This is a genomic window from Clostridioides sp. LIBA-6622, assembly GCF_056716095.1.
On sequence record NZ_CP196998.1, the window covers coordinates 3699498 to 3715357 of the forward strand.

General features: G+C 27.2%; 15 protein-coding genes. 4 read left to right on the forward strand and 11 right to left on the reverse strand.

Annotated elements, in window-relative coordinates; all coding sequences use genetic code 11:
• Positions 1–42: 42 nt before the first annotated feature.
• Entirely contained in the window at positions 43–693 is a 651-nt protein-coding gene (locus tag ACTG47_RS17285; protein ID WP_479925477.1) for a YidC/Oxa1 family membrane protein insertase, read from the reverse strand.
• Between the two features lie 725 nt (positions 694–1418).
• Here ACTG47_RS17285 and ACTG47_RS17290 point away from each other — a divergent pair.
• On the forward strand, positions 1419–2012 hold the full coding sequence (locus ACTG47_RS17290; RefSeq protein WP_479925478.1) for a nitroreductase family protein: 594 nt from the start codon (positions 1419–1421) through the stop codon (positions 2010–2012).
• 221 nt (positions 2013–2233) lie between these two features.
• On the opposite strand, the gene ACTG47_RS17295 is transcribed toward ACTG47_RS17290, so the two are convergent.
• Positions 2234–3637 (reverse strand): MATE family efflux transporter, encoded by a 1404-nt coding sequence (locus ACTG47_RS17295; RefSeq protein ID WP_479925479.1) that lies wholly within the window; start codon positions 3635–3637, stop codon positions 2234–2236.
• Positions 3621–4082: a MarR family transcriptional regulator gene (locus ACTG47_RS17300; protein ID WP_169467245.1), complete on the reverse strand. Its 462-nt coding sequence runs from the start codon at positions 4080–4082 to the stop codon at positions 3621–3623. Before ACTG47_RS17300 ends, ACTG47_RS17295 begins: the two co-directional genes overlap by 17 nt.
• A 335-nt stretch (positions 4083–4417) precedes the next feature.
• Here ACTG47_RS17300 and ACTG47_RS17305 point away from each other — a divergent pair, with 335 nt between their 5' ends.
• The 3 genes from ACTG47_RS17305 to ACTG47_RS17315 are packed head-to-tail and all read left to right on the forward strand — an operon-like array spanning position 4418 to position 6129.
• Positions 4418–4933, forward strand: a complete 516-nt coding sequence (locus tag ACTG47_RS17305; RefSeq protein ID WP_479925480.1) for a PadR family transcriptional regulator — start codon at positions 4418–4420, stop codon at positions 4931–4933.
• Positions 4934–4978: 45 nt separating this feature from the next.
• Entirely contained in the window at positions 4979–5482 is a 504-nt protein-coding gene (locus ACTG47_RS17310; protein ID WP_479925481.1) for a flavodoxin family protein, read from the forward strand.
• Entirely contained in the window at positions 5479–6129 is a 651-nt protein-coding gene (locus ACTG47_RS17315) for a flavodoxin family protein (protein WP_479925482.1), read from the forward strand. Before ACTG47_RS17310 ends, ACTG47_RS17315 begins: the two co-directional genes overlap by 4 nt.
• Before the next feature lie 134 nt (positions 6130–6263).
• On the opposite strand, the gene ACTG47_RS17320 is transcribed toward ACTG47_RS17315, so the two are convergent.
• The 8 genes from ACTG47_RS17320 to ACTG47_RS17355 all read right to left on the reverse strand — a co-directional run bounded on the left by ACTG47_RS17320 (position 6264) and on the right by ACTG47_RS17355 (position 15589).
• On the reverse strand, positions 6264–6515 hold the full coding sequence (locus ACTG47_RS17320; RefSeq protein WP_479925483.1) for a DUF3781 domain-containing protein: 252 nt from the start codon (positions 6513–6515) through the stop codon (positions 6264–6266).
• Positions 6516–6685: 170 nt separating this feature from the next.
• Complete coding sequence (locus tag ACTG47_RS17325; RefSeq protein ID WP_479925484.1) at positions 6686–7555, reverse strand: AraC family transcriptional regulator; 870 nt, start codon at positions 7553–7555, stop codon at positions 6686–6688.
• 208 nt (positions 7556–7763) lie between these two features.
• The gene (locus ACTG47_RS17330; RefSeq protein ID WP_479925485.1) at positions 7764–10328 is read right to left on the reverse strand and encodes an ABC transporter permease; all 2565 of its coding nucleotides are present in this window, start codon (positions 10326–10328) and stop codon (positions 7764–7766) included.
• Complete coding sequence (locus tag ACTG47_RS17335; protein WP_479925486.1) at positions 10315–11004, reverse strand: ABC transporter ATP-binding protein; 690 nt, start codon at positions 11002–11004, stop codon at positions 10315–10317. Before ACTG47_RS17335 ends, ACTG47_RS17330 begins: the two co-directional genes overlap by 14 nt.
• Positions 11005–11292: 288 nt before the next feature.
• The gene (locus ACTG47_RS17340) at positions 11293–12357 is read right to left on the reverse strand and encodes a sensor histidine kinase (RefSeq protein WP_479925487.1); all 1065 of its coding nucleotides are present in this window, start codon (positions 12355–12357) and stop codon (positions 11293–11295) included.
• Positions 12347–13039, reverse strand: coding sequence for a response regulator transcription factor (locus ACTG47_RS17345; RefSeq protein ID WP_479925488.1), 693 nt, complete (start codon positions 13037–13039; stop codon positions 12347–12349). The genes ACTG47_RS17340 and ACTG47_RS17345 overlap by 11 nt, the downstream gene beginning before the upstream one ends.
• Before the next feature lie 232 nt (positions 13040–13271).
• Complete coding sequence (locus ACTG47_RS17350) at positions 13272–14039, reverse strand: ATP-binding cassette domain-containing protein (RefSeq protein WP_479925489.1); 768 nt, start codon at positions 14037–14039, stop codon at positions 13272–13274.
• A gap of 14 nt (positions 14040–14053) precedes the next feature.
• Positions 14054–15589 (reverse strand): ABC transporter permease/substrate-binding protein, encoded by a 1536-nt coding sequence (locus ACTG47_RS17355; RefSeq protein ID WP_479925490.1) that lies wholly within the window; start codon positions 15587–15589, stop codon positions 14054–14056.
• Between the last annotated feature and the right edge of the window lie 271 nt (positions 15590–15860).

Consider the following 15860-nt stretch of genomic DNA (forward strand, 5'->3'; position numbering starts at 1 on the left):
CTCAAGTTAGCAGGCTAAAATCTTTCTAAAATAATAATTATATTACTTTGCTACTATTCTATTTTTTCGATTAAAATATATTCTAAAACAAATATCTTCAATTAATGAATAAATTGCACTTGTTATAAAGTACAGACCTATTGCTACTGGAGTTCTAACAGTCAATATAAGACTTGTTATAGTAGTTACTAAAGCCATTTGCTTGTTAAACTTTACTTGAGAATTCACCTTAAAATACGGTATATAATTCACCAAATTTGAAGCTAACATAATTAATGTATATATACAAGGCAGTACAAATAAATTATCAAATGTACCTAAATTAGCAATCCATGGAATTATAATTGTTGTAAATTCCTTTGTCATATCTAGACATACATGATATAACGCATATACTACTGGCATTTGCACTAAAATTATAAGGCATCCCAGCATACTCTTCATGCTTTCTACAGAATTTACTTGTATTTGCTTTTCCAATTCTTTAGTATCATTCTTATACTTTTCTTTTATATGTTCCATCTTTTCTGCTAATTCTTGTTGTTTTTTTACAGAAAATCTTTGTTTCAATGACAGTGGCATTAGTACTAACTTCACTATTAAAGTTATAAGTACGATAGAAATCCCAAAATCTCCTGTAAAATTAAATAATATACTTAATAATCCTTGTAATATACTTGAAATGAAATCCATTTTATTATCTCCTTTTATTTTTAATCTTTAGAATTATAATAGATTCATTTCAAATTAAAACAGACTACAATACCTCCAAATATCATATTTTTGAAAAACGATATACTGTTTAGGTAATCTTTCTTCAGAATATGTAATTCTATTTACAAATATGTCTCTTATTAAAACATATGTAATTCTATTATTTAAGAGGTCTTTACAAAAATAAATTATACTTCCAATGATAGATACCAATAATGTCATATAAATTAGTATATATATCATACTATCCATATCTAATTTCACTACATCACCTCTTCAGTATTTATACTTAGTTTTAAATAATTTGAGTTTTTATATTTAGTTTTAAATAATTATAGTATATAAATTATCTAATGTAAACATACATATTATTATATTTACCATATTTTATCGACAATATTTTATATTTATAAGTATCCAATACTTTCATATGTAACTTTTAATAGAAAACATATATGTTACTCTTTTCCACATCTGAACCTCCCATGACTAAAATCACAGGGTTCCTGCTTCATAGGATTTCGTATAATTAACAAAACAATACTAAATTTTTATAGTTTATTTTTCTATAATCCTTAATATAATATCAAATACAGCCCTATCTCAAGATTAATGACTTTTTTCCTGATTAATGCTAAAATAATTAAAAATGGAAACTAAAACTCATATGTATTTTCCCAAAAAATAAATGGAGGTTACTTAAGATGATAAGTGATTCTATATCAAAAAGACGCAGTATTAGAAAATATAAAAATCAAAGTATTTCACATGAAACTATAGAAAAAATAATTAAAGCTGGAATAAATGCACCTTCATCTAAAAACAGACAACCATGGCATTTTGTTGTTGTCACTGAAAAGGAAAAAGAATCCATGCTTAAAGCTATGAGCAAAGGTATTCAAAATGAAATTGATGACAATGGACTTCTTCCAGAAAGCCGTCAACATATAGCTGGTGCAAATTATACAGTCAAAATTATGGAACAAGCTCCAGTAACAATCTTTATTTTAAACAAATTAGGTAAATCACCTTTAGAAAGCCTCTCTGCTGAAGAACGCTTCTATGAAATGGCAAACATACAATCAATTGGCGCTGCAATTCAAAACATGTCACTTATGGCTGTAGAATTAGGTCTAGGTAGTCTTTGGATTTGTGATATATATTTTGCATATCATGAATTACGTGAGTGGCTAGACACAGATAATCAATTGGTAGCAGCAATATCTTTAGGTTATCCTGATGAAGAGCCATCAATGAGACCTAGATTACCATTAAGTGATGTAACTGAGTGGAGATAGGTTTTTGTTTTTATTAAAAAAATAAACATTATAAATAGTGCATTTTCCTGAACTATTATGCAGAGTGGATTGTTTTTTAAACAATCTTTTCAAGTGAGATAATGTATCTACACTCTGCAATCTAACTGTAGCTCTTGAAAATGCACCTTTAAAGTTATACATGAATATTATTTTAGTGTTAATCAATAAAATTTAATTTATTATATTTCTTAGAGATTCTATTATACTTCCACAATCTCCTTATGATTACCTATCACCTTATTTTGCTTTATGGTTAATGACTTCATTTCATGAAGTGCAAAGTATATACATACAATTGCTGCCGCAGCATCTGCTATTGGACCTGCAAACATTACTCCATCAATTCCCATAAACATTGGTAAGATTACTATCAATGGAATTAGGAATAGAATCTGACGAGTCAATGAAGTAAAAAGTCCCAATACTGATTTCCCAATTGATGTAAAGAAAGTTGATGATACTATTTGAACACCATTTATAAATGTTAAGAATAAGAAAGTTCTAAAATAATGCTCTGCAAATATAAAATAAGTCTCATTTCCATTACCAAATATAGATGTAATTTGTCTTGGGAATAGTTGGAAACACAAGAATGCAATAATAGCTATAACAGTTGCACTTCCTACTGCAAGCTTATATGCTTCTTTTACACGATTATACTTTTCAGCTCCATAATTATATCCTATAATCGGTTGCATACCTTGTGATATACCTATAATTATAGATATAAAAATCATATTTACTTTAATAATAATACCAACACAAGCAAGTGGAATATCACTTCCATAAACTGACCTAGCTCCATAGTATGCCAATGTATTGTTCATAACTATCTGTGTTACAGTCATTGCTAATTGGTTAAAACATGAACTTGAACCTAGTGCAAATATATGTTTATAAATTATACTTTCTAATTTAAAACTTCTCTTATGTAATTTAATATGTTGAAAATTCTTTATATAATAAACACTGATTGCAAAAGATATAAGCTGCCCAATGACAGTTGCTAAAGCAGACCCAGCAATACCCATATCAAAAACAAAGATGAATAGTGGATTTAATATTGTATTAATGACTGCTCCTACTAACATACAAAACATAGAAGCTTTTGGTCTCCCATCTGCAAGTATCAACTTACTCATTCCAGTGGACATTATAAGAAATGGCAATCCGATTGATGTAATTTTTGTGTATGTGTGTGCATAAGGTAGTATTTCTGATGTAGATCCAAAGAATTTTAACAATGGTGTCAAAAATATTGATACTATTACAAACAAACTTACTCCAAAAATAGCCATCAAACAAATAGAATTTCCTGCTGCTTTTGTAGCCTTTTCTGAGTTTTTAGCTCCTAATTCTAATGAACACTTAGATGCTCCTCCAATACCTAATAATAAGGCAATTGCTGTACATATTGTAGTTAATGGGAAAGTAACATTTGTAGCAGCGTTACCTAATACCCCAACACCTTGCCCAATAAATATTTGGTCAACAATGTTATATAAGGCACTTACTAACATTGCTATAATACTAGGAATTGCATACTTAGTTAATAATTTTGAAACTTTATCATACTCCAATGGTTCTTTATATTTTTCTTCCAATTTCCTTCGCCTCCAATTTTGCTTCTTCATTCATATCAATAGCTAAAAATGCAACTTTTTCTAACATTGATATAAATAACTCTTTCTCTTCTTTCTCAAATGAACTCAACAATTCTTCCACATATCCATTTGTTATTTTTAATATTTCATCATAACATTCTAAAGATTTCTCTGTAGGGTATAAATGCCATGTTCTTTTATCCTTTACACTTGGTTTTCTAGTGATGAATCCTTCTTTTTCTAAGTTTGCCAAAGCTCTTGTTATATTACTAGGATTCACAAGGATTTTTTTAAATATAGTATCTTGTGTAATACCTGGATTATTACATATGTGTAACACATAAAAATATTGGCTATTATTGATTCCAATGTCCGCCAATTTCCTGTCAATATAATTTGTATTATATCTATTTATAATGGAAACCCATTTTAATAGCTCTCTCATATTCTCTCCTTTTTATTATTCGTCGTCATTTTTGCGTACGCAATAATCTATTTGCTCATGCAATTATTTTACTGCTAATTTTACTCTTTGTCAATAGTACCCAAATTTATATCTAAATTATAAAGTTACTATAAATTTTATATATTAGACTATTACTCTAATTTAACTATTTTTAATTTCTCACTAATATTTAATTACCTTTTATTAATTTTTTTGCATGATTATTTATCAATTACTTTTAAGTTTGTTTTAAAAGGCATCTTGACACAATGTTTATTATCTGTGATAATATTTATATCGAATCGATATATATCTAATTGATACTAGGAGGCAATATGTTAGAATACATTATTTTAGGATTCTTAATGGAAGAAGAATTGAGTGGGTACGACTTAAAGCAATGGATGTCGCATAGTACATCATACTTTTTTGATGCTAGTTTTGGCAGTATCTATCCAGCACTTAAAAGATTAGAGACAAAGGGGTATATCCACTGTCATGAAGCTATTGACGGTAGCAAATTTAAAAAACTATATTCTATAACTGATGCAGGTAAAGAATACTTTCTTGAATGGCTAAAGAAACCGATAAAATTTTCTAAAACAAAGCAAGACCATCTTGTTAATATATTCTTTTACAAGTATCTACCTAAAGAAATAATTGAAGCAAACTTAAAACTATTTATAGCTGAGGTTGAATTACTCTCAGATAAACTAAATAAACAAAAAATTGATGCAGAAAAAAATCATTGTATTGAAGAATATGCATACATGTATTCCACAATGATTTATGGAGTTGACTATTATAGTTTTGTAATTAACTGGTGTAAAGATTTACTAAAAAAATTTTAAGATATAATTTTTAAAAATAAGCATACATAAAAGGAGATGAAACTTATGAGACTTTTAATACATGATTTAACTGAAGAAGAATTAGATAGACTATCACCTAAACTTGATGACAACATAAAAATACTTCCAAACACAAAAGAAATTCACAAGTGTATTGGTTGTTTTGGTTGCTGGATTAAAACTCCTACTGAATGTGTTATAAAAGATTATTATAGTAATATGAGTAAACTTATAAATGAATCTGATGAGCTTATTATAATAAGCAGATGTTGTTATGGGGGGTTTAGCCCTTTTGTAAAAAATATACTTGATAAAAGTATTAGCTATATCCTACCATACTTTGTAATGAAAGATAATATGATGCGTCATAAAAGTAGATATAGCAAACAAATAAATTTAAAAGCCATCTTCTATGGAAATCACATTACAGAAGCTGAAAAAGACACTGCTGCCAAATTAGTACATGGAAATTCTATAAATTTTAATATGAAAGAACACTCTGTTTGTTTTTATGAAAATATACAAGATATAAGAGGTGAATCTATATGAATATAACAATGATAAATGGTAGTCCAAAAGTAAATAAAAATAATTCACAATATTTTTTATCTGAAGTAGAACAACTTATTCAAAAGGACAATGAAATTTTTACATTTAAAGTAGATAACCCTTCTAAATATCCTGATGCTCTTAATGCTATACTTAATTGTGATAGATTGATAATTGCATTTCCTCTTTATGTAGATGGTATTCCATCTCATTTAGTTCATTTTTTAGAGGAGTGTGAAAAATTTTTAAAAACACAAAATAAAAAGCCTATTCCAGTGTATGCAATTGTTAACTGTGGATTCTATGAGGGTAAACATAATCATTTGGCAATTCAGATGGTAGAACATTGGTGTAAAAAGGTCAACTTTATATGGGTTCAAGGTGTTGGAATTGGCGCTGGGGAGATGTTTGGTTCACTGACTTCTGTGCCTTTAGATAAAGGTCCTAAGAAAAAATTAGGCATTACACTAAAAGAATTATCAAAAAATATACTTAATGACAATATAAATCTTGATAATCCTCATAAAAATAATATTTTTATTTCACCTAATTTTCCTAGATTTCTATATAAATTTATGGGTAATTATCAATGGAATCCTCAAGCTAAATCAAATGGCTTAACTAAGAGTGATATACTAAAAAAATAAAAAATAGAATGGTATAACAATATCAAAAAAACCATCAAGTATAGCAAAGCCATTCATCTTGATGGTTTTTATTATATTTATATTCACTGGACAATAGATAACATAAAATCCACCTAATTTCTATATCTTACAATTTATTTCTTTTCTTTATGCGCTGTGATGATTGTATAACTATAAGCATTTACTGTTATAATACAATCATCTACACTTGCATACCAGTTCTTTCCCTTTCTATTGATAACAGTACTTGAAGATTCTATTTTGGTTTTACACCAGTTCACTACATTATTAGTCTCCAAAGAAAGGTTTTTCTTAATTCTTACTACACCTAATTCTGTTGTATGCAATTTATCTAGGTTTATAAGTAATTCATTTTTTGAATTCATTTGTATTGTAACACCTCATCCTTTACAAAGTTAAATATATTATTTAATTCTATTTTATCATAACCTTATAATAAAATAGATTCTTTCCTACTGTTTAAAAATTACTTATTTATACATAGAGTTATAAAACTATTTTTATATGAATTTGTCTCCTTTATATTGCTACTTTTTTAAAGAATTGGAACCCAAAACTGAATTTCGCTCAAACCACTATCATCAACATTTTCTCCATATTTTACAAAATCATATAAATTATTTTCATTAAATTGGCAACTTGAGTTAGGAAACCATTCTTGATAGATATATTCTACAACATTTTGCATACTATCTTCATTTTTTCCAATGAATGTAAAAACAATATAATTACTTTTTGGCAATGTGAATTTTTCCATTCCATTAGGTATTTTACCAAAACAAGATACCTGCGCCCCTGCAATATATGTAAATGTAGGTGTATTTTCAATTTCTTTAAAATCACTATAATCATTGACTCCAATTAAGAAATCTAAATCCACTTTGTTTTCTATCAAGCCTTTATTTTTATGCAAATCCCTCCAACACTTTCCAATAACATGAAATCCTCTTTTTACTTTACCAGAATAACCAACAATATTTATATCTTTACAGTCAACTTTTTTAACATCTAAAATCATATCTCCACGTAATTTTTTTCGATTATTAATATCAAATTTTAATTGTATTGGCAAGAAGTCTTTATGTTTTCTAAAAAAATTTGGACTAGATTTAAACATTTTTTTAAATCTATGTGAAAAAGAACGTTGTGTGTCATAACCTGATATGAAAGCAATTTCAATAATTGGCTTTTCTGTAAAAATAAGCATTCTCGCCGCTTCAGTCAATCTACGTCTTTGTATATAATTATGAACAGTAAAACCTACAACAGATGTAAATATTCTATGTAAATGGTACTTTGAATAACCTGTTTCTTTAGCAATAGCTTCTAAATTCAACATTTCATCCAAAAGATGTATTTCTATATAATCCAAAGCTTTTTCAACAGTAATTAAATTATTATCCACCTAAAACACCTCCTGTTTTAAAGATAACATATTATTTTAGTTTATTTTTCACATTTTTTGCTAATATTTTGATTTATTTTCTTACATATAAAAGGCACCTCAACTTGAAGTACCTTTCCATCACATGTTTATTTTTATACTCTAAATATCGTTTTTGAAATCATAAAATACTATATATAGACTCTATCAAAATTACTCTATATAAGCTTTATTCAGCTTCTCTAATCCTATCAACTATACTATCTTTAGAAACATTATGATAAACCATCAATGGTACTATAGATGTTATCAAGAATACTATCAATACACTCATTGCCAATGCTTCTACTGGATAAGTATACACAGAGTATCTTAATTTCATAATATTAAATCCTAAAAATGTTGCCATGCTTCCAAATATAAGATTTATAATAGTTATTATTACACCATAATAAAAGCCCTCAAGTATTATCATTTTCTTAAGCTGTGTTTTTGTCATTCCTACTGCTTCAATCATTGCAAATTCCTGTTTACGAGACATTATATTCGTTATCATAGTATTTATAAAGTTTAATACTCCAATTAATCCTATTATAAGCACTGCACTCATACCTACAATCTTTATGACTTTTTGACTTTCTCGTGCTTCTTCTATATAAATATTTTTTGAGTAAATCTTTGTATATGGGTTACTATATTTTTCATTCAAATTTTTTATTTTATCTTCAATAGATTTCACATTGCCATTTACATCTATTATTAGATTTTGTACATATGATTTTTCAACCATATTTCTAAAGTCATTTTCATTGATATACATTCTAATTTGGAAATTCTTTGCTCCATCAAGAACTGCCATAACTTTAAATTCAGTATCTACATACCCTTCATCTATATTATTTCCTTTTAAATATTTAAATTTAATTTTGTCTCCTGCTTTTATCTTACTTCCTTTATGCCCATTAATTACCACATATCCACCTGCATCAAATTTCTTCTCATCTATATCACCTGATAATATCTTAGGATTTTTTTCAGAATATATGATATTATTCTTTGACAATTTACTTAGTAATTCTCCTGAAGATAATCCAATTGTATCAGAAGTTAAGAATCCTCTTTCCTTTGCATCTTCATCTGGATTTCTATTTTGAAGAAATTGCTTTTTATATTCTGTATCTACTTCTTGAGTCAATATCTCATCTTTCAAATCGCCTTCATAAGCTATATAACTTAAATCTTTGTATAACTTACTTACCTTACTTACTCCATCTAAATTTTTAATATCTTTAATTAACTTTTCATCAATTGGAATAATATCATTCTCTTCAAATTTTACAGAATCGACAAGACCATGATGTATTTCTATATCTCCTAACATCATACCTTCAGCAGCTTTTTCTGGATTAGAGCTACTTATAATTGCAGATACAGTTAAGAATATTATAGAGCTTAACGACATAGAAACCAAAACTAAAATTGCTTTGCGTTTATTTCTAAATAGATTTGAAAGTGCCATTTTATGAAGTTTAGAACCATTTCTACCTTTTTTAGATTTACGTCTAACCCTATTACTTTTATCACTATATCTAACTGCATCTATAGGTGATACAGAGCTTACAATCTTAGCAGGTTTTTGACATGAAAGTCTTACAGTTATATATGAAAACACAATGGCAAATACAAATATTAATGGATTAAAATATTCAAATGCGTTACTATTTAATCCGTCCATAAATTTACCAACCAAAGGAACAAATATCATCCCCAATAAAAAACCTAATACTAGACCTATTGGTATTGCTACTACACATAGTCTATTAGCTTGTTTAATAATCAATTTTTTTAATTGATATGGTGATGTTCCTATTGTTTTTAATAAGCCATAATATTTTATATCTTTAACTACTGAAATATAAAAGATATTGTAAATTAACAAGTATCCACTTAAAAGAATAAGTACTATGATTAATATTATTGGTAATATATTTTTAATCATTTCTTTAAAAGTGGTTCCTTGTTTACTTAGATATACAGGATTTATGCTTGCTTTTCCTGAATATGGTTGAATCTTCTTAATTAATTCATCAAATCTAGCTTGCAAATTATTATCATCTAAGAAATTAAGAACTAGACTTGTAGCCGCTACTTCATTTTTTTCCTTATAATTATTATAGAAAGCTTCACTTGCATATACATCATGTAGAGGTATTGCTGTGGCTGTCTTGTATCCAAAATATCCACTTAATATAAATTTGAAAGTTTCTTTTTCATCAGTTGATACTCCATCTTTAACTTTTGAAATTATCACCTTTACTTCAGTACCTATTTTATGAGGTAACTTCAACATATCTAGTACTTCTATAGGCATAACTATTTCATCATTATTCTTTGGTAAACTTCCTTCAATCATCTCTACATTTACAGCATTTTCAAGACTTTTTTCATCATAGACAGCCAAATTCACCGCCTGTGTTGAAAACTCTGGATTTTTTAAACTTCCTATATTCTTCATTATACCAATACTGTTTTTGTCTACTGAACTATCTTTTTTTATAATTTCAATCTGTCTTTTATTTACATCCTGAAGTTGAACATGGCTATTTGTTCCATATTCCATAGCTTTATAGCTATCAAAGGCTTCTAACATACTATATCCTACTGTAAATAACGATGTAAATAAAATTGTCGTCAACGCTATCGCAATTACTGAAACTAAATTCCTCGTTTTATTTGCTTTAAAGCTTCTATCACTCAACTTTTTTATGATTTCTTTATTGTTATTTTCTAACATCAGTCTCACCTCTATTTACAACTTTTCCATCTTCAATTCTTATAATTCTATCTGCCATTTGAGCAATTTGTTCATTATGGGTTATCATAATTATAGTTTGACTAAACTTGCTACTAGTAACTTTTAAAAGACCTAATACATCCTGTTCTGTTTTACTATCTAAGTTACCTGTTGGTTCATCAGCTAATATTATAGATGGCTTTGTAGCCAAGGCTCTTGCAATAGCTACTCTCTGTTGTTGTCCTCCTGATAGATTATTTGGTAAATCATCCACTTTTTGAGTAAGCCCTAAAACTTGTATTATTTCATCTACATATTTATTGTCTATTTTGCATCCATCAAGTTCAATTGGTAATACTATATTTTCATAAACATTTAGTATTGGAACTAAATTATAATTTTGAAATACAAATCCTACATTACGTCTTCTAAATATTGTAAGCTCTTCATCATCCATATTGAATATATTGTTACTTTCAATAATTACTTCTCCACTACTCGCTCTATCAAGACCTCCTATCATATGTAGTAATGTACTTTTTCCACTGCCTGATGTTCCTACTATTGCAACAAATTCACCTCTATTTATACTTATATTTATTCCATCTAAAGCTTTTACTATATTTTCATCTTTTCCATAATATTTTTTTAAATTCTTAGTTTCCAGTATCTTCATAATCATATCTCCCTACTAACTTTTTTTAATATATTTTCCAAACACATGCCAAAATTCTAATTTGATAAGTTTTTTACTTAGAATAAATTTCTTACTTAGATATTATCATCTAAACATCTTTTAATCCTCACAGGACTGTTATATTTTAGACATCAATTATAACAGTTTTGAGATATTTAAATAAAAATAGTGTATATGATGTTGTTTAACAAACACTATATACACTATTTCCAAGGATTTTAAATATAAATTTTTAATAAGTATTACACTTGCCCTTTAATATTGTCCTCAATTTTTCATATAGATATTGAATGTAGTTCCAATGTTTTTTTGAGAATCAACTTTTATATATCCATTCTGTTTATTTATAATTTCTCTTGCTAAATACAGCCCCACTCCTATCCCATCTGTATTTGTGACTTCTATACTTCTATAAAACCTCTTAAATATATTATTTATATCGCTCTCATCTATACCTATTCCAGTATCACTTATAATAATCTTAGTAAAGATGTCCATCTTATCAACTTTTATTCCTACCTTACCACCTTCAGGCGTATATTTGACTGCATTTTCTATAATATTAAATATAGCTTCACCAGTCCACTTTTTATCATGATAAACCTCTACCTTATCATCTAAATCAATTTCTAGTGATATATTTTTCTCCTCAAGCCTTAAAAACACACCACTTAAAGCACTTGCGATAGTATCGCTTATTCTGCTTTTAGTTACATTTAAAGATATAATTCCAGTTTCTAGTCTCGATATTTTTATAAGAGACTTTCCTAGCCAGTCTAATTTATTTACCTGATTTTGCATATTTTCTAAAAACAGTATTTGATTTTTTCTATCCAATTCTTTTTGCAACAAAGTCTCATTGTACATTGATATATTAGCTATTGGTATTTTTATTTGATGTGATATATCTGATATTAGAGTTTTTATATTTTCTTTTTCATCTAAATACTTATTGTTTTTAATTTCTATTACTTCTATCATATGCTTTACTTTATTTTGAACTTTTGCAGTTAAAGTATCTTCATTTAAATTAAACTTAATATTTTTATTACCTACTATAAAATCATCTATATTACATACAATATTATTACTAAAGTCAACTATATCTCTTCTTATTTTAAATACAAAAAATAATGATATTAGAAACATAAAGATTATAAAAATCAAAATGATACAATCAATATTTGTAAGAATATCAATTGAATTAGGATACATATATAAGATTTTATTAGTTTGTGATTTCAGAACTATCAAGGTTAATATAGATACTATAAAATATACAATAGAAATACTTTTATAGTAGTTTTTCATTGAAGTTTTGCTATTTCTCATCTTGTTCACCAGCCCACATATATCCTATTCCATAAACAGTCCTTATATATTTATGTTTAGATGTTTTTTGGTCTATTCGTTTTCTCAATCTATTTATATTTACAGTTAATGCATGTTCCTCCATATATTCACTATCACTATCCCATATTGCATCTATCAATGCTTGTCTTGTAACTATTTCATTTTTATGTTGTACTAATTGTTTTAGAATCTTATATTCTATAGGTGAAAAAACTATACTTTCATTGTTCCTACTAACTGTCATTTTATCAAAATTAAATTCAAACTCACCCTCAATTAGAATATTTTCTTGTATCTCACTACCACACCTTCTAAGCAGTGCTTTTATTCTCTGCATTAATATGTTTATACTAAATGGTTTTGTTATATAATCATCTGCTCCTATCTTAAATCCATTTACAATATCAGATTCCATATCACAAGCTGTCAAAAAAAGAATCCCTATCTTTGAATCATTTCTTATACCTTTACAAAATTCAAATCCACTTCCATCAGGAAGATTTATATCTAGTATAATTAAATTTATTTTTTCTGTCTTAAATTTTTCTTTTGCTTCTTTTAGATTATATGTTGGTATAACTTGAAAGCCTTCACTTTGCAAGTTAAAACATATACCATTATTAAGCATGACATCATCTTCTACAACCATTATAGTCTCCATTTTATTTCCCCCAAATTACATATGTATACTGAATTATTAAGCTTCTAGTTTCTTTTATTATACTAATTTTATTTTCTCAAATACTACTATTTTGCATAATTTTTTATTATATACAACTTATATACAACAAAAAGAGTGTATATTTAGTAATTTACTTATTATACACTCTATGCTATTTACATTTTATATGAAATATTAATACTTACTACTTTTAATATCATCTCTAGAATTTTTATTTGAGTTTACTATAATCCTCATCATCTATTATAGATTTTTTTATATTCAATAATTGGTCTACAAATTGATTAGCAGGAGAGTTTAAAATATTCTTAGGAGTGTCATACTGTTGAATAACTCCATGATTTAATACCAAAGTCTTTGTACCTAAAATCAAGGCTTCATAAATATCATGTGTAATAAATATAATTGTAACTCCTGTTTTTTTATGAATTTCTTTTATCTCTTTCTGTAATTGCTTTCGTGTAATCTCATCTACTGCTCCAAAAGGTTCATCCATAAGTAAAATTTCGGGTGAAGAAGCTAGAGCTCTTGCAATACCTACACGTTGTTGTTGACCACCAGATAATTCCGATGGATAACGAACTTTCATATCATTTGGTAAACCCACTATCCCCATCCACTTGTCTACAGCACTTTTCACTTCTAATTTATTTTTTTTATTGAGAAGATTTGGTACATATGAAATATTTTCTTCAACAGTCATATGAGGAAAAAGAACACTTCCCTGTACGCAATATCCTATTTTTCTTCTTAATTTAATTAAGTCTTCGTTTTTAATATCTGTTTGATTTATCAATATATTACCACTATCTGGCAAAATTAAACCATTAATCATTTTTAAAAGAGTTGTCTTACCTGAACCAGATGAACCAATAACAGTTAAAAATTCTCCTTTTTCTATATCTAAATCAAGATTATTTATTATAGCTTTATCATCATATTGTTTTTCAATATTTTTAAATTGTATAATAGGTGTCATTATATTTCCTCCAATTATAAAAGACCTTTTTTATTCAAAAACTCACGTGCGACTTCTCTAGGTTCTAAATTATTGTTTTCTACATCATAATTCATTTTAGCCATTTCTTTATCAGTCAAAATATTTTCGACCATTTTAAATACTTTTGATAACTCTGGATGTTCCTCTAATACTTCTGAACGGACAACATTTCCACATTGATAAGATGGATAAAAGCTTTTATCATCCTTCAAAACTACAACATCTGAAACACTGTACTGACCATCAGTTGTAAATATAGGCATTACATCAATTTTACCCTCATTGATAGCTTGATATTTTAATCCAATGTCCAAATCAATTGTATTTTTAAAGTTTAATCCATATGTATTACACAATGGAGTATATCCATCCTCTCTCTCATAAAAATCATACTCTGCTCCAAATGTTAATTCAGAAGATATCTGTTTTAAATCTGAGATATTCTTTAAATTATATTTTTCTGCAATCTCTTTTCTAACTGCTAATGCATAACTATTAGAAAATCCATACATACCAGTCCATTGCATTTTAAGTTTATTTTTGTATTCTGATTGTAGTTTATTAAACATATCTTCAGTATATAATTCATTTTTCTTTAATACCATATTCCAGCCTGTTCCTGTATACTCTGGATAAATATCAAATTCTCCATTTTCCATAGCTGGCTGAATATTAGACGTTCCTCCACCTACACCTTGTGTAATTTCTACTTTTAGACCTGTATTCTTCTCAATTAAAATATCCAACATCTCACCAAGAATATATTGTTCAGTCATAGGTTTTGTAGCAATATGAATAGTTTGAGCTTTTGAAGAATTAAAGAAGTATGACGTAAAGATGGCTAGCACTATAATAAGACTTCCTAGAATGGCAAAAACTTTTTTTCTATTTTTCTTTTTTCTTTTTCTTTGAAAAAAGCTTTCTACTAATCCTAAAATAAAATCAAATACTAAAGCTAATAGAGCGATAAGTATACTTCCAGTAATTGTCATCACTGTATTATTTGTAGTGATTCCTCTATATATGGCTACACCTAACCCTCCTGCACCTATAAATGAAGCAATACCAGCTAATGCAATTGTCATAATGACCATGTTTCTAATACCAGACATAATAACTGGTAAGGCTAGTGGAAGCTTTATTTTATATAGTATCTGAAAATCTGTACTTCCCATACCTCTAGCTGCTTCAAGAAGATTTTTATCTACGTTAGTAATTCCAGTATATGTATTTCTAACCATAGGCAATAATGCATAAATAGTAAGAGCAATAACGGCAGTAGTATTTCCAATCCCAGAAAATGGTATCAAAAACCCCAACATAGAAATTGATGGAATAGTATATAGAAAATTGATAGTTCCTAATATAGGTTTAGAAGAACTATGATATTCACTTACAATAATACCAATTATACCACCTAAAATAATTGCAATTATTATAGAAATAATAGAAATCGTCAAATGCTCTATAGATAATTTTATAAAAAAATCACTTCTCTCAGATAATAATGTCAAAATATCATTTATCATTTATCTCACTCCTTTTTATGAGTTTTACTTAACAAGATTTAAATTTTAATTTAGTAATAGTACTTATTTTAATATATCAATAAATTATTCCATAAATTACATGTTAAGATTATAATATCAAACTTACAAGTAGGCACAAAAAAGTAACTATCGGAGAATACTCTCTCAATATTCTCCATAAAAATAAGAAAAAATGCCAGAACCGTTAAAAGTTTGATATTTAAACGGATTTCTGACACTATATTTAATTAAATTTGAATATTTCTTATCT